The following is a 15,146-nucleotide window of genomic DNA, read 5'->3' on the forward strand; positions in this document are numbered from 1 at the left end:
AATATCTAAATTAAAATCATGGTTCTTGTAAATATTAATATTTTTATAACTTTATAGGGTTGTTAAAAATCGAAATACCAATGAGGTAAATAGATGAGTGACTTAATTAATAATAATCCTGTGTGGGCAAAAAAGATCTTATCAATTCATGGATTGCTGCCACTTCTTCGAGTTGCATTAGTTTCAGCCTATTTAGTGGGTGGAATTAATAAATTAATCGGATTTCATGCGGCTATTGAAGAGCAGGCGAGTTTCGGTTTGCAACCTGCTTGGCTCTGGGCAGCTACAGCGATTGTGATTGAAATTGTGGGTTCGCTCTTGGTTATTTTTAATCGTTTTGTATGGTTAGGAGCAGGGGCTTTAGGCTGTCTAACCGCCATAGCGATGCTGGTTGCAAACGACTTTTGGAATCACACAGGTCCAGCATTTTTTAGCACGTTTAATAGTTTCTTTGAACACCTCGGTCTCATTGCAGCTTTAGTGATGGTCACCATTCTTTCTAATCAACAAACAAAGTCACAATAAGTTGTAGTACTTAATTCTTACGGAGTCTTTTATGCGTAAATCATTATCAGCCTTGCTTTTAAGCACAATGCTAGTGGGCACAAATGTTGCCATTGTTCCTCAAGTTTTTGCCAAAACAACAACCAGTATAAAAAGTGAAGCGCTCGGTGTAGCTCCTCAATACGATACAACGCATGTATATGTTAACCCAGAAGACTTCGATAAATTTACCGACAGCTTAGTCGCGACTTTTGGCGGGACTAAATCTAAACAGGGTATTTTTCAGGTGACGCCAACACCAAGCCAGACCATTTCCCAACTTGTATTGACTCCAGTAGGAACACTGTCTGTATTTGGTTTTAAAACTCCAATACCACATCCTTTTGGTTTAGAAAGAACAGGCTATTTAGTCAAAGATATGGATGCAGCCGTCCAGTCTGCCAAAGCGAATGGCGCAGACGTGATTGTTGATGCATTTCCTGACCCAATCGGGCGGGATGCAGTCATCCAGTGGCCGGGTGGCGTAAATATGCAGCTTTATTGGCACACGACTAAACCGAGTTATAACAAACTAGAAACCGTTCCAGAAAATCGTATTTATGTTTCAAAACAAAGTGCCGATTCTTTTGTTAAAAAGTTCGTCAATTTCTCGCATGGCAAAGTGGTTTCAGATAACTCAAAAGCGGCTGGTCTAGAAATTGGACGCCCAAATGAAACGTATAGACGTATCCGCGTTGAATCTGATTTCGGCAAAATGACAGTGTTAGTTACCGATGGTCATCTTCCATATCCATATGGGCACGATATGACTGGTTATGAAGTCAAAAATTTATCTGAGACTTTAGATAAAGCGACAAAATCGGGTGCGACAGTCTTAGTGAATGCCTATAAATCAGATGGTCGCGAGGCGGCGATGGTACAGTTTCCGGGTGGTTATATTGCCGAAATTCATGCTGCTACAAAGTAATTTATTAGCTTAATGATAGATAGAAACTGACACTCATATGGCCTAAGGGCGGTATGAGTGTAAAAGACGACGTCTCTGCAATGACCTGTTTATTACCGTGGATAACCATATGGCTCAGCCTATTTCTAATGATAGAAAATATCGCATTAAGACCTCAGAAAATTATCTTAAAATTATAAAAATGAGTGTCTTGCTTACGGGGAGTTTATTTCTTTATGAATTTGCTCATGCGGAAAATGAAGCTTCAAATACAAATGCATGTCCAGCTCGTCCAAAAATCTCAACCAATCGGTGGCAAGAAAATTGGGATGTTTTAAAAAACTCGTGTGTCCCAAAGAAAATAGGTGATGATTTCAAATATATACCTTTTGGTGATAATAATTATTTGTCATTGGGTGCGAATATTCGCGAGCGTTTTGAAGTCAATAATAATGCGAGATTTGGCAGCGGAAATAATCAAGCTGATCGCTATTTAATTCAAAGATTACAAGTTCATGCAGATGCACGTATTGGCGATCATTTACAATTATTTACTCAGCTCAGTGACGCGCGAGCGTTTGATAAAAAGAATATCAGCAGTACCGATCAAAATAGACTTGATGTAGAGCAAGCTTTTATTGCTTGGGTGAGCCCTTTAAATAACGGAACTTTTAAGTTTAGAGTGGGCCGTCAAGAGATGGCTTTTGACTTACAGCGCTTTATTTCAAATCGCGAGGGACCAAACGTTAGGCAAGCCTTCGATGGAATTTGGTCGGGTTATGAATATGGCGATTGGAGAGTTTTAGGCTATCTCACCAGACCTGTTCAAATTGAAAAAGATTCAACTTTTAATGATCACTCGAAACGTAATTTAAGTTTTAGCGGCTTTCGCGTAGATAAACAAAATGTGTGGGGAGGTGAGTTGTCCGGTTATTACTCGCGTTATGAACGGGATAATGCATCTTTTACAAGCATTAAGGGAAATGAGATTCGCGACTTATATGACGTTCGCCATATGGGTAAAAAGAATAATATCGATTGGGATGTTGAAGGCATGCTGCAACATGGAAGGATTGGTGGACAAACTATTCAAGCATGGGGACTCAGTAGCATTACTGGCTACACATTTGCTGACCAAGCTTGGTCACCACGTTTAGGCGTTCAGTTTGATATTGCCACAGGTGATAAAAACGCCAACGATAATGAGCTCAATACTTTTAACCAGCTTTTTGCAAACGGTTCATACTTTACTTTGGCGGGTTATAGTGGCTATAGCAATATTATTCACCTTAAACCATCTTTGACACTTAAGCCTTCCGAGAAACTTACTCTGTTAAGTGCTTTAGGCTTTCAGTGGCGTGAAACCACCAATGATGCAGTTTATTTCCAAGGTAATAACAGCATGGCAAACACAGCAGGACAAGGTTCAAGCTGGACGGGCGCATATATCCAACTAAGAGCAGATCAAAAAATAAATACTAACTTGTCTGTTGCTGCCGAAGGAGTGCACTTTGAAGTCGGAGATACCATTAAGAAAGCAGGTGGTAAAGATGCAAATTATCTAGGTCTTGAGCTTAAATATGCATGGTAAAAATAGAAGAGAAAAAATATGAGCACAGATATAAAGCAAACTAAAATTGGAAGTTACCAAAATCTAGACATAGAACTCGTGACTTGGGACTGTGCTTCGGCCGAGGTTGAACTTTCTTGTGCTTGTATTTTTGAACATGAAATAAATAACCGTTCTTTTTCGGGTGGCTTAGCACATTTAGATGAAGCTCTAAATGGCAGATTAGATCTGATACGAAAAAATAATTGGTTTAGCGCGAAATTGAATGATGCTCTTTTAATAAATCAAACTCCATCAACCATACAAGCCTCTAAAGTTTTACTAATAGGAATGGGCGCTCCAGAAGATTTCACGATAGAGAGAATCGAGTCTGCGATAAGAACTGCTGTAAAAACAGCACATCAACTGGAACTCAAAAGTGTGGCATTTGCCCCGAGTATTTTAGATACAGGCCTGAATCCTCCCGCTGGTTTAAATGAACTTATGCTAAGAAGTTTAAAAGAAGAGTTAGACAAACATCATCAGCTTTATTTGCAAAATTTAGTCAAAAAATCTGAAATTGAAAGATGGATTTTTGATTCAGGTTTTCAAAATTATGAGGCTAAAGCCGAGCAATATATAGCGTCTTTTGCCAAAGTTTTTACTCAAGATTAATTCTGATTTTAAGAAAGAATTCGCAAAGCGTTATAAAAAGAAAGATATTTTAATTTAACTGCATCAACGTGAACGATGCAGTTAAATGTAAAGATTAAGAAATTTCTAAAATTTTCTGGGCGATATATAAATCTTGGATCGATAGCCCTGAACTGTCATAAATTGTGATTTGTTCCTGAGACTGTCTCCCTTGAACGTTTGCTAAAAGCACATCACCTATATTGATTAAAGTTGTAGACTCAGGCGCATGTTGAAATTCACCAATGAGTCTAGATTGAACATCAAGATCACAAAATAAACCACAATGTGAAAATAACTCTGGCGGAAGTTCTTGTTTGCCTTGTTTATCGGAACCCATCGATGAAATATGTGTGCCAGCTTTGACCCATTCTGCTTTAAAAAGAGGAGAACTCGAAGATGTTGCTGTCACAATAATATCAGCTTGTTCACAGGCTTCTTTTGCACTCGTCATTTGAAGCTGAACACCTAAATGTTTGAGGTCTTCTGCCATTTTTTCAGCTTTACTTGAGTCGCGTCCTACTATCAAAATCTGTTCAAAATTTCTAATTCTCGCTAAAGCCTCGCATTCATATTTAGCCTGATTTCCTGTACCAAATATAGCCAATACTTTTGAATCTTTTCTTGCAAGTAAATTGGTCGCAACTGCATTAGACGCGGCTGTACGAAAAGCATTGACTTTGCCTGCTTCAATGGCTGCTGCCATTCTTCCGTTGGCCTGATTAAATAGTAAAATAAGTGCGTTATGTCGAGGCAAACCATTTTTAGGATTATCTTCCCAAAAAGAACCAACTTTAAGACCAGCTAAGTGCTGAGTCGCCGATGACTTAACGCTAAAGGTATTTTTGTTATCGGATCCTTGACCGTGAACCACAGGAAAACTTTTAGTTTCTGGTTGAGTTGCAGCAATTAAAGCTTGGTAAATGGCGTCATAAGCCAGTTCATGATTGATGAGCGCAGAAGATTCAGACTCGGAAATAAATCTCATAACCATCTCTAAAAATTAATATTTAAACTAAGACGTGAACAAGTCGAGAGACGAGTAGCATGTGATACCTATCTATGACGCACTAACTGACATCATAGATAGACAGTGACTTTTATTAAGCAGATAAAAACTCTACATATTTAGAAATATCGACATTACCGCCACTAATAATGATGCCTATACGTTTGCCTTTTAACTCATGCTTTAAATTACGCGCAGCAGCAAATCCGAGACATCCTGTCGGTTCAACCACCATTTTCATTCTTTCAGCAAAGAACTTCATACAGCTAATCAGGTCTTCATCTTCTACTGTCAAAATGTCATCTACATTCTTTTGAATAATTGGAAATGTTAATTTGCCTAAATATTGAGTTTGAGCGCCATCGGCAATGGTTTGTGGCGTATCAATATGAACAATTTCTCCTTTTCTTAAAGACATTTGTCCATCATTTCCTAGAGCAGGTTCAACGCCATATATTTTACAGTTCGGAGAGAGATGGTGAGCAGACAGGGCAGAACCAGCCAATAAACCACCGCCACCTAAACATACAAACAGGTAATCTAATTCACCTACTTCTTCAAATAACTCTTTTGCAGCCGTACCTTGACCTGCAATTACATGAGGATGGTCATAAGATGGAATGAGTGTCAGGCCATTTTTTTCGGCGATCTCTTTTCCAATTTTTTCTCGATCTTCTCTATAGCGGTCAAATTCAACAATATCTGCGCCGTATTCTCGCGTTGCTGCCATTTTTGCCGCAGGAGCATCTTGTGGCATAACGATTATGGCTGGAATACCAAGCGTTTTTGCTGACAGTGCAATTGCTTGCGCATGGTTTCCTGAAGAGAAAGCAACCACACCCGCTTTTTTCTGAGCATCATTGAATTGCAAAAGTGCATTCATTGCACCACGAAATTTGAAAGCACCAACACGCTGAAAATTTTCACATTTAAAAAATACTTCTGCTTCAAACTCATTGTTCACAGTACGCGAAGTTAAAACAGGAGTCTTATTTGCAAAACCTTTTATACGTTCAGCAGCGGCTGCCACATCTTCATAAGTGGGAAGGGTTAAATTTTTCATAATTAAACCTAATTCTATTCAATGTTTTCGGATGCAAGATTTACTATTGTTCAAGCAACGCACAATGTATTGACCTTGTTTAGATAAAATATATATATTTAGATAAAATGTCTAATTTTATTTTCTAATGTGATAACAATGAGATATAAGATTTTGATTTACATTAAGTTTAAAATTAGATAAAAAGTCTAAATTACTATTGCATGCTTCACGCTAGGGTTTGAAATAGTAAGTAAGTTATTAGGAGGAAATACATTGGGCAATCGTGATAAACATTTACTCACTCAGCTAGATACAATTGCAAAGGGATTAAGTGAAACGCTATCTCCTTTTTGCGAAGTTGTGGTCCATGACTTAACAAATCCTGAACATGCCATACTTTCAATACACAATAATTTATCTGGTCGAAAAGTTGGAGATCCAGCAACTGAATTAGGATTGGCTAGAATCATGTCTCCAGAATTTCCAAATCTTATTTCAAACTATGCAAATCAGTTTGCAGATGGCCGTCCCGCAAAAAGCACGTCTATTGGAATTAAAGATGAAGAGGGCCAGTATGTGGCTGCTTTATGTATGAATATTGATTTAACCCTGTTTAGAGGGATGCAAAGTGCTTTAGAGCATTTCACTAAAATTGAAACTGATAACATTGTTGAAAATTTGGAGCCGACTGGCACCGAAGCAATCCGGAAATATATCGATCAATTTGCCTCAAAACATGCCACTACACCGCGTATGCTAAAACTCAATGAGAGAAAACAATTAATTCATGAACTCAAGAATAATGGTTTGTTAGATATTAAAAAGGCTGTCGAGACAGTTGCGCAACATTTAGGTATATCAAGAGCAAGTGCTTATTTGTATGTAAAAGAAACTTAAAGGTTTGAGCTTATTTATCAAAAAACAACTTGTTTCTTCAGCATGACTCATTTAAAAAATGAAATAGGAACACAACACACATCTCTGTCGATTTAGTAGGAGGTCATTATTTGAAGTTATTTATTATTATATTTATTGCAATTTTTTCTAGTATTGGACTGATCTGCTTAATTGCTCTACTCAAAAATCTAAAAAACAATTCGTCATCTGGCGAATACGATCATTCATCTTCTTCAACACATCATTTTTACGATAATAGTCCTAGTCATCATAGCTCTAGTTATTCAAATGATTGTTCATCATCTTCAGATTCAGGTAGCTGCGATAGCGGCGGTGGTGGAGATTAAAAAAGCCCTTTTATGCAAAGGGCTTTTAATGATTTAAGGTAAATCGAACCAGATAAATTGACTATCTTCAGTTGCCTGAATCGTCGCTTTACCTTCAAACACGAAAGCATCGCCAGCTTTGACTTCTTGATCACCAATACGGATTACACCTGAAATCACGTGAACATAGTTCAATTTTTTAACTGGCTCAACGTTTAACTCATGTCCTTTTTCCAATACAGCTGATTTTATCTCTGTATTTTGGCGAATATGCATTGGTGCATTTGCATCAGGTCCTGCAATTAAATGCCATTTGTTTGGTTCTTTACGTGGGTCCAAATTAATTTGTTGATAATTTGGCTCGGCATCTCTTTCATTTGGAATAATCCAGATCTGTAATAAATGTACAGGCGTATCAGTGTTGTTGATTTCACTGTGGGCAACACCTGTGCCGGCGCTCATGAGCTGCCATTCACCTGCTTTAATCTGACCTTCATTTCCCATGGTGTCACGGTGTGAAATAGCACCATCTAGCACACAGGTTAAGATTTCCATGTTGTCATGCGAGTGCGTACCAAAACCATTATGCGCATCAATTCTGTCGTCATTAATCACACGTAATGCACTAACACCCATATATTTAGGATCGTACCAGCTACCAAATGAAAAGCTGTGATAAGACTCTAACCAACCTGCTTTTACATGTCCTCGATCTTCACCACGATGTAGATAAGTATTCATGATTTAATCTCCCAAATTTTTTATTTATCTCTTGAGAAATATATTAATGTTCTATGGAGACTAGAAAAATAGGCTAACTGCAACATGTCGTTGCATAATTGATATGGTTGTAAATTTTTTTATTGATCAATTTTTTAAGAATAAAAAAAACCTGCCATGAAGGCAGGTCTTTTAAAGAATATATGGATTACTCAAGGAATTTAACAGTTACGCCAGAACGTACTTTATTTCCTAAATCGTTTGCATCCCAGTTTGTTAAACGGATACAACCGTGTGATGCTGTTTTAGAAATTAAAGATGGATTTGGTGTTCCGTGAATACCGAAAGATTTTTTACTTAAACCAATCCAGATATTACCCACTGGAGCATTCGGGCCAGGTGGTAAAGAAAGAGGTTTTAAGTTTTTACCTTGTACGAAGTTCGAAGGTGAATAGCTGTACCAAGGGTTACGAGCCACACCAACTACCTTGTAAGTACCGGCCGGAGAAGGCGTATCAGTACTGCCAATTGTTGCAGGAAATGAGGCAATCATTTGGTTCCGGCTATTGAAGAGATACAATTGTTTTGCACCTTTATGGGCAATAATCAAATGAATATCTTCTGGTAAATCATTGCGTACGTTTGGAACAATGATTTTTTCACCCGCTTTTTTGAATGTCGCAGTTGGGTTAATTTTCTTTAAGAAAGCTTCATCAATATGAAACTTCTCGCCCAACATTTCGGTTACACGCGTGTAGTACAAACCTTTCATTTTAGCTTGTAATGCATAGTCAGAAGGAATCGACTCAGCATATGGGCCTTTTAGGTCAGCATCAGAAATTGTGTATTCAATAAATGCTGGCTTGGTTTGTTTAGCAACCAATGCATCCCAAGTTTCTTTGGTCAGGTCACCAGTAGGTGATAAACCATTCATTTGTTGGAATGAAGAAATTGCTTTTAATGTATTTTTACCGCTCATGCCGTCAATTGCACCTGGCGAAGCATGTGCATTATTGAGCATTACATGTGCACGCGCATAAACTGGAAGTTGGCCTTTACCAATATTTTCAGACCATTCTGCCGAGTTTAAGCTATCTAAAGTCCATGATGCAGCGGTTGTCGCAGGAGCCGTAGACGCAGTGCTGCTTTTAGCAACAGCTGGAGTAGACGCCGCGATGCCTGATTCAGCATTTGGGTCTTCAGTTTTCTGTAAATTTTGTAATGTTGTTGACGCTCGGTTTAAGTCATTTTGTTCTTGAGCGGTAATTTGTGTCGAAGCTTGAGCTTTTACAGTTGAAGCTGCATCTACTGCTAAAGGATCAATCGGATCTTCTACAGGAGCTGATACCTTTTTAGGGTTCAGGGGTTGCTCAGTTGTTGAAGCAGCAAAAGCAACATTAGCAATAATACAACTTAAACTCATAGCGAGTAATGAGCGAACAAACATGTAATTCAACCTTAAGAATTTTCATATAAGCAATAGGGGGATTGATCTAATCTCAAAGTGCATAAAATTACCAATAACTCATTTCTATGAGCCCAAGATTGGTAATTTAGTGATTAAAAGAATATCCAATAACCCCAATGTAACATGTTGCAAGTATTGCAGAAAACCCCAAGGCTTGCAGTAGACTTTTGTGTAAATATGCATTTTTTAGTAGATTGACGAGTTTTTTGTGTGAAATTGAAATTATAAAAATGTCTCTATTTTTGATATGATGCTGCCACATAAAGAAGATAGAGATTGGTAATGACGACTTTGAAAAATGATCGTTTCCTCCGTGCTTTGTTACGCGAACCTGTAGATACCACACCAGTGTGGATGATGCGTCAAGCAGGGCGTTATTTGCCTGAATATCGTGAAACACGTTCAAAAGCAGGTGATTTCCTATCTTTATGTAAAAATACAGATTTTGCCTGTGAAGTGACTTTACAACCTTTGCGTCGTTACGACTTAGATGCAGCAATTTTATTTTCAGATATTTTAACTATTCCAGATGCACTCGGTTTAGGACTTTATTTTGAAACTGGCGAAGGCCCTAAGTTTCAAAAGACCGTACGTACCGAACAAGATGTCGCAAATTTACCAAAGTTAAATGCAAAATCAGATCTTGATTATGTGATGAATGCGGTAAGTACAATTCGTTCTGCTTTAGATGGTCAAGTTCCACTGATTGGTTTCTCTGGAAGCCCTTGGACACTTGCAACTTATATGGTTGAAGGTGGTTCAAGTAAAGAATTCCGTTTTACCAAGCAGATGATGTACGCTCAACCAGAAGTTTTACATGCTTTGCTTGATCATTTAGCAGACTCAGTCATTGACTATTTAAATGCTCAAATTGATGCTGGTGCTCAGGCCATCCAGATCTTTGATAGCTGGGGTGGGGCATTAGCACACCGTGAATATGTCGAATTCTCTTTAAACTACATGAATAAAATCATTGCAGGTTTACAACGTGAGAAAGATGGCCGACGTATTCCTGTTATTGTGTTCACTAAAGGTGGCGGTCAATGGTTAGAGCCAATGATCACAACAGGTGCGGATGCTTTAGGTTTAGATTGGACGACACCATTAAATACGGCTCGAACTACAGTGGCTGGACGTGTCGCTCTGCAAGGGAATCTTGATCCGGCTGTTTTATATGGTTCGGCTGCTTCAATTGAGAAAGCAGTAAAAGCGATGTTGGACGATGCCTACGCTAATGGCGAAAAGACCGGTTACATTGCTAACTTGGGCCATGGGATTACTCAATGGGTAGACCCTGCACAACCAAAAATCTTTGTAGATACAGTGCATGAGTATAGTGCTAAATATCTAGGATAGTTTTTGTGCAATATCTAACTTTACCGTTTCAATTTATCGGCAAGGCTGTCTCGGCAGCCTTGTTTGGTATTCTGCTTTTAATTGCTTTTGCTTTAACAGCACCGATGGGAAGCCATGAATACATAGGGTTCTATCGTTATGATTATTTACTCGTCTATGCACTTTTAATCCAGATCTGCTTACTCTATTTAAAATTGGAATCATGGGCAGAAGCCAAGGTTATTGCTTTATTTCACGTTATGGCGATGTGCATGGAAATATTCCTAACACATCCTGCGATTGCATCGTGGCAATATCCACAGCCCGCCGTATTTAAAATTTTAACTGTGCCTCTATTTGCAGGTTTCATGTATTCGGCTGTAGGTAGTTTTTTTGCACGCTCAATACGACTGTTTCAAGTGTCTTTTGAAAAACTTCCAAGTTTTGGAGCTATGCTATTACTAGCATTTTTCTCATATATAAATTTTATGAGTAAATTTTTTGTTCCAGACATTCGCTATATTTTATTCGCGATTAGTATTTTTATTTTTTGGAAAACAAAACTTTATTTCCAGTTAAATGAACATAAATTTAAAATCCCGATGTTACCTGTTTTGTTTACACTCGCGTTTCTAATCTGGATTGCTGAAAATATAAGTACATTTTATAAAATCTGGCTTTACCCAAGTCAGGTCGATGCTTGGCATATGGTCGGTTGGGGCAAGCTAGGATCGTGGTATTTATTATTAATTTTAAGTCTCGTACTCGTGCTCAAAATATTAGGTAGTAGGGATAATCAAGGTAACTGGAATTTAAGATAATTTTTCTTTTGCACTTTTTATCATATTGTTTATTTTTTAATTGCTAATTCACAACCATCTCGCTATCTTTAATAGCGTGTAATAAAAATTACACATAACAATACAACACATAAGAAACAATCAATAATCATTTTGGAGATTTACATCTATGTTAAAAAAATTAGCTTTAGCTGCTTTATTAGCAGCTGGTTCAAGTGTTGCAATGGCTGACAACGACGTAGGTTGTGGTGTGGGTACACAAGTATGGGCTGGCAAAAAAGGAGTAGCGCCTAAAATTCTTGCTGCGACAACAAACGGTATTTTTACTAACCAATTACTAGGGATCACTTTCGGTACTTTAGGCTGCCGTCAAGGCGGAACAGTAACAGCGCAAGTAGTTACATTCACAAATGAAAATGCAGAAGCTTTAGCACGTGATATGGCTGTAGGCCAAGGTGAAAGCCTAAACGTACTTGCTGAGTTAATGCAAATCAAACCTCAAGACAAAGACCGTTTCTTCAAAGTTTCAAAAGCAAACTTTGGTGAAATCTATTCTGCAAACAACCAAAATACCCTTCAAGTTTTAGCATCACTACAAACTGTAATGGCTAAAGACGACGTTTTAAAAGCTTACGTATAAGTTTGAAATTGAAAACCCTGTCGTTTGGCAGGGTTTTTCTTATATTTAATGATAAAAATTGATGAGCTTAATGAAGTCAGTTGTTTTAGTTTTTGCCTCTTTGGCAGTTAATATTGCGTATTCAGCAGATATAAATCCATCTATTCAAAAATATTGGTCAATTGCAGAACAGAAAAACTTAGATCAAGACATTACATGGCAAAGGCTTATGTATGCGAATAAAAACCAGAAAAGTGAAGTGACTTATTCTGGCTATTTCATGTCGGAAAATGGGAAAAATAATTTAAAAGAAGAACTGAAAGCGGATATCTCGGCATTATTTATGCCCGCTCAAGATAATCAGTCGACTCGCTGTAAATTTCCGGCACGCAGTCAATGGCTTATAAAAAAAGTAGGCATTCAAGAAAATGAATTGCCTCAAGTGAAGTGTTCAGAGTTTGAAAATTGGATTGGGCAGATTAAGCCTCATAAAGCGACATTAATTTATGCGACAGATTTTATGGGCAATCCGAGCTCAATGTTTGGCCATACTTTATTGCGTTTAGACCCCAAAGATCAGCAACAATTAAATTTAGTTTCTTACGCTGTAAATTATGCAGCAACTGTAGCAGGTAACGACAACTGGTCATATGCATGGAAAGGTTTAACAGGGCAATATCCGGGTGAATATTCACTGATGCCTTATTACCGTAAAGTAAAAGAGTACGGCGATTTTGAAAGCCGTGACTTATGGGAATATGAGCTAAATTTAACACCTGAAGAAACGCGGTTTTTAGTGTCTCATATTTGGGAAATGCAGCATGTGAGCTTTCCTTATTACTTTGTGAGTGATAACTGCGCCTATCGATTGTTAGGGTTGGTTGATTTAGTAAAACCAGAGTCTCATCTGCAAGAAAAATTCACTCATGCTTCTATCCCGATGGAAACCATTAAATCGATGCAGCAGCAAGGGTTAACCAAAGCTCCTGTATATCGACCTGCTTTAGAAACTCAGCTATTGGCTCAAGCTCAGCAGCATGGCGAATCTTTGGCGAAGGTAGCTCATCAAATTGCGATGATGCCCACTCAGCAGTCTTCTCAGATTTTAAAATCATTTACTGAGCAGGATCAGGCCAAAATCCTTGAGATGGCTTACGATGATTTATATCTTCAATTTACGAGCCATAAAATAGAAGAAAGCGTTGCTCAGCCGCAGTTGCGTCAGCTTTTAGCTTTAAGAAGTCAGATTGATTTAGACAAACAGCGTCAAGAACCTAAAAGACCAACAAAAGAGCCAACTCAAGGTCACAATGCGCGTAATCTTTCAGTCAAAGCAGGCGAGGTTCAAGGAGACAAGTTTATCGAAATTGGTCATCGCCAAGCCTACCATGACTTAATAGATCCTCAAGGCGGATATCGTGCGGGAACTCAATTACTCTTTTTAAATGGCAATGCACAGTGGCGAGATGACCATTTAAAACTAGAACGTCTTGATCTGCTAGAAGTAAATTCTTATAACCCGATTCAACCTTTTAAAACACCGCTGAGTTGGGGATTTAATTTAGGTTGGCGTCAGGAAGCGATTCATGATGGTACTTTTAGTGAAGAAAAACAGCATGGTGTAGCGAATTTTAATGCTCAAGTCGGATATAGCTTTGCTGACTATGAGCGCAAACATGTTTGCTATGGGCAACTACAAACCTACCTACAAGCAGGCTCAAATCTAGATAAAGGATGGCGTGTGGGAATGGGCCCGACTTTAGGTTGCATGAATCAGTGGTTTGAACACTTCAACTCTGTGGTGCAAATTGAATTGCCATATTGGGAAGACCAAAACCAATGGAATTTGAGAGTAAATACTCAGTGGCAATATGTGATTAATAGTAATAATACCGTTCGATTAAACTGGGATTATGAACAACAAAATCATCAAGATTGGATGAAATCAAGTCTAGGATATGTTTGGTTCTTTTAAAGAATAAGTCCATAAAAAAAGAGAAATGAGATTATTCATTTCTCTTTTTGTTTTAGCAAAAGATTATTTCTTTATTGCATTCAACACTGCATAGGCAGCTTTAATGCGTTCTTCATTTGGAATACGTTTATTGGTTAACATGACTAAACCAATATTTTGCTTTGGAATAAAGACAACATATGTTCCAAAACCGTTGGTCGAACCAGTTTTGTGGAACATCTTAACTGAAGGTTCTTTCGAAATAGCTGTCACTTTATTAGATTTCATTACGATTTGCTCTGAATTACTGTCTAATAAAGTCTGTAATGGTGCTGGATAAGAGAACTCTTCCCAACCTAATGCTTGATACATCGTACCCACTTGGTAGAAACCTTGATGTGTTTCATTAATTGCGCGTTGAATATCTGCTGGATATTTTTGTGGATTTAGATTGGCATTAACGAAACTCAGCATATCAGGTAAGGTCGATTTAACGCCGTACGCAGGTGCATCTAGCGGGCCGGGGTTAACTCGAATCGGCTGATTTTCTTGGTTATAGCCAAAAGCATAGTTTTGCATTTGAGTTTTAGGCACATTTACATAGCTATGTTTTAAGCCAAGATCTGGAAAAATGGTTTTTTCTAAGACTTGGTCGAAAGGTTTGTTCATAGACAAAGCAACAACTTTTCCAAATAAACCAATGCTTGGATTTGAATATTGTCGATATTCACCGATTGAGTTTTTAGGCTTCCAGTCTTTGAAAAAAGTTAAAACTTGCTGATTTGTTTGGACTTCATCTGGAAACTGTAAGCCAAGGTTGCCACTTGTATAAGTAGCAAGTTGAAGTAAGTTAACTTGGTCAATCGGTGTGTTTTTTAATTCTTTCCAATATTTTCCGGGAGTGTCTTTAAAAGAAATTATTCCTTTTGTTTTTGCATATCCACCTGCTGTAGCAGTAAATAATTTACTGACTGAACCGAGCTCAAAAATGGTACTGCTATTTACGGCTTTTTTATCTTGAACGGATTGTAGACCATAATACATTTCATACTTTTTATTATTTTGGATGATGCCAACAGCCATACCGGGCACATCATATTTTTCTAATAAAGGTTTAAAATTTTGATCAACCAGTTTCTTAATTTCTTGCTCTTTGGGTGTATTCTCTGCATAAATTGAGGTATTAAAAATAAAAAGAGGGGATAAAAGTAAGCAAGAAATTTTGTTAAATCGCATGATTAACTCATAAATTATTTAAAATTAAAGATGTGTACTTTTATA

Annotated in this window: 15 protein-coding genes; 10 read left to right on the plus strand and 5 right to left on the minus strand. The window is 37.8% G+C overall.

Annotation, left to right across the window (positions count from 1 at the left end):
• Positions 1 to 93: 93 nt before the first annotated feature.
• The 4 genes from F968_RS05030 (at position 94) to F968_RS05045 (ending at position 3,674) form a co-directional block, all read left to right on the plus strand.
• Entirely contained in the window at positions 94 to 525 is a 432-nt protein-coding gene (locus F968_RS05030; RefSeq protein WP_004790915.1) for a DoxX family protein, read from the plus strand.
• Positions 526 to 556: 31 nt separating this feature from the next.
• On the plus strand, positions 557 to 1,471 hold the full coding sequence (locus tag F968_RS05035) for a hypothetical protein (protein ID WP_004790916.1): 915 nt from the start codon (positions 557 to 559) through the stop codon (positions 1,469 to 1,471).
• 109 nt (positions 1,472 to 1,580) lie between these two features.
• Entirely contained in the window at positions 1,581 to 3,041 is a 1,461-nt protein-coding gene (locus tag F968_RS05040; protein ID WP_004790918.1) for an alginate export family protein, read from the plus strand.
• A gap of 18 nt (positions 3,042 to 3,059) precedes the next feature.
• The gene (locus F968_RS05045; RefSeq protein WP_004790920.1) at positions 3,060 to 3,674 is read left to right on the plus strand and encodes a M17 family peptidase N-terminal domain-containing protein; all 615 of its coding nucleotides are present in this window, start codon (positions 3,060 to 3,062) and stop codon (positions 3,672 to 3,674) included.
• A gap of 94 nt (positions 3,675 to 3,768) precedes the next feature.
• On the opposite strand, the gene F968_RS05050 is transcribed toward F968_RS05045, so the two are convergent.
• Both F968_RS05050 and F968_RS05055 read right to left on the minus strand, forming a co-directional pair.
• Entirely contained in the window at positions 3,769 to 4,680 is a 912-nt protein-coding gene (locus tag F968_RS05050; protein WP_004790922.1) for an ornithine cyclodeaminase family protein, read from the minus strand.
• 115 nt (positions 4,681 to 4,795) lie between these two features.
• Positions 4,796 to 5,764 (minus strand): threo-3-hydroxy-L-aspartate ammonia-lyase, encoded by a 969-nt coding sequence (locus F968_RS05055; protein ID WP_004790925.1) that lies wholly within the window; start codon positions 5,762 to 5,764, stop codon positions 4,796 to 4,798.
• A gap of 255 nt (positions 5,765 to 6,019) precedes the next feature.
• Here F968_RS05055 and F968_RS05060 point away from each other — a divergent pair, with 255 nt between their 5' ends.
• Together F968_RS05060 and F968_RS20755 are read left to right on the plus strand one after the other, a co-directional pair.
• A complete protein-coding gene (locus F968_RS05060) occupies positions 6,020 to 6,643 on the plus strand; it encodes a helix-turn-helix transcriptional regulator (RefSeq protein WP_004790927.1) in 624 nt (207 codons plus the stop codon).
• Positions 6,644 to 6,753: 110 nt separating this feature from the next.
• Positions 6,754 to 6,990 (plus strand): hypothetical protein, encoded by a 237-nt coding sequence (locus F968_RS20755; protein ID WP_081399480.1) that lies wholly within the window; start codon positions 6,754 to 6,756, stop codon positions 6,988 to 6,990.
• 33 nt (positions 6,991 to 7,023) lie between these two features.
• Here the strand turns inward: F968_RS20755 and F968_RS05065 are convergent, their stop codons facing one another.
• Entirely contained in the window at positions 7,024 to 7,710 is a 687-nt protein-coding gene (locus tag F968_RS05065; protein ID WP_004790929.1) for a pirin family protein, read from the minus strand.
• 187 nt (positions 7,711 to 7,897) lie between these two features.
• Entirely contained in the window at positions 7,898 to 9,136 is a 1,239-nt protein-coding gene (locus F968_RS05070; RefSeq protein WP_004790931.1) for a L,D-transpeptidase family protein, read from the minus strand.
• Between the two features lie 303 nt (positions 9,137 to 9,439).
• On the opposite strand from F968_RS05070, the gene hemE reads away from it, so the two are divergent.
• The 4 genes from hemE to F968_RS05090 all read left to right on the plus strand — a co-directional run bounded on the left by hemE (position 9,440) and on the right by F968_RS05090 (position 13,886).
• Positions 9,440 to 10,513: a uroporphyrinogen decarboxylase gene (gene hemE, locus F968_RS05075; RefSeq protein ID WP_004790933.1), complete on the plus strand. Its 1,074-nt coding sequence runs from the start codon at positions 9,440 to 9,442 to the stop codon at positions 10,511 to 10,513.
• A gap of 5 nt (positions 10,514 to 10,518) precedes the next feature.
• The gene (locus tag F968_RS05080) at positions 10,519 to 11,313 is read left to right on the plus strand and encodes a DUF817 domain-containing protein (RefSeq protein ID WP_004790935.1); all 795 of its coding nucleotides are present in this window, start codon (positions 10,519 to 10,521) and stop codon (positions 11,311 to 11,313) included.
• Positions 11,314 to 11,461: 148 nt separating this feature from the next.
• Positions 11,462 to 11,932 (plus strand): DUF3015 family protein, encoded by a 471-nt coding sequence (locus F968_RS05085; RefSeq protein WP_003650547.1) that lies wholly within the window; start codon positions 11,462 to 11,464, stop codon positions 11,930 to 11,932.
• Positions 11,933 to 11,993: 61 nt separating this feature from the next.
• Complete coding sequence (locus F968_RS05090) at positions 11,994 to 13,886, plus strand: Lnb N-terminal periplasmic domain-containing protein (protein WP_034596152.1); 1,893 nt, start codon at positions 11,994 to 11,996, stop codon at positions 13,884 to 13,886.
• Positions 13,887 to 13,949: 63 nt separating this feature from the next.
• Here F968_RS05090 and F968_RS05095 read toward each other — a convergent pair whose 3' ends face one another.
• Positions 13,950 to 15,101 (minus strand): extended-spectrum class C beta-lactamase ADC-135, encoded by a 1,152-nt coding sequence (locus tag F968_RS05095; protein WP_004790939.1) that lies wholly within the window; start codon positions 15,099 to 15,101, stop codon positions 13,950 to 13,952.
• Between the last annotated feature and the right edge of the window lie 45 nt (positions 15,102 to 15,146).

It is taken from the genome of Acinetobacter sp. NIPH 817, from assembly GCF_000368405.1.
Classification (GTDB): Bacteria; Pseudomonadota; Gammaproteobacteria; order Pseudomonadales; family Moraxellaceae; genus Acinetobacter.

What these genes read in the sequence shown, in the direction of transcription:
- F968_RS05030 (WP_004790915.1), top strand. Translation starts at nt 94, where the DNA reads ATGAGTGACTTAATTAATAATAATCCTGTGTGGGCAAAAAAGATCTTA.
- F968_RS05035 (WP_004790916.1), top strand. Translation starts at nt 557, where the DNA reads ATGCGTAAATCATTATCAGCCTTGCTTTTAAGCACAATGCTAGTGGGC.
- F968_RS05040 (WP_004790918.1), top strand. Translation starts at nt 1,581, where the DNA reads ATGGCTCAGCCTATTTCTAATGATAGAAAATATCGCATTAAGACCTCA.
- F968_RS05045 (WP_004790920.1), top strand. Translation starts at nt 3,060, where the DNA reads ATGAGCACAGATATAAAGCAAACTAAAATTGGAAGTTACCAAAATCTA.
- F968_RS05050 (WP_004790922.1), bottom strand. Translation starts at nt 4,680, where the DNA reads ATGAGATTTATTTCCGAGTCTGAATCTTCTGCGCTCATCAATCATGAA.
- F968_RS05055 (WP_004790925.1), bottom strand. Translation starts at nt 5,764, where the DNA reads ATGAAAAATTTAACCCTTCCCACTTATGAAGATGTGGCAGCCGCTGCT.
- F968_RS05065 (WP_004790929.1), bottom strand. Translation starts at nt 7,710, where the DNA reads ATGAATACTTATCTACATCGTGGTGAAGATCGAGGACATGTAAAAGCA.
- F968_RS05070 (WP_004790931.1), bottom strand. Translation starts at nt 9,136, where the DNA reads ATGTTTGTTCGCTCATTACTCGCTATGAGTTTAAGTTGTATTATTGCT.
- hemE (WP_004790933.1), top strand. Translation starts at nt 9,440, where the DNA reads ATGACGACTTTGAAAAATGATCGTTTCCTCCGTGCTTTGTTACGCGAA.
- F968_RS05085 (WP_003650547.1), top strand. Translation starts at nt 11,462, where the DNA reads ATGTTAAAAAAATTAGCTTTAGCTGCTTTATTAGCAGCTGGTTCAAGT.
- F968_RS05090 (WP_034596152.1), top strand. Translation starts at nt 11,994, where the DNA reads ATGAGCTTAATGAAGTCAGTTGTTTTAGTTTTTGCCTCTTTGGCAGTT.
- F968_RS05095 (WP_004790939.1), bottom strand. Translation starts at nt 15,101, where the DNA reads ATGCGATTTAACAAAATTTCTTGCTTACTTTTATCCCCTCTTTTTATT.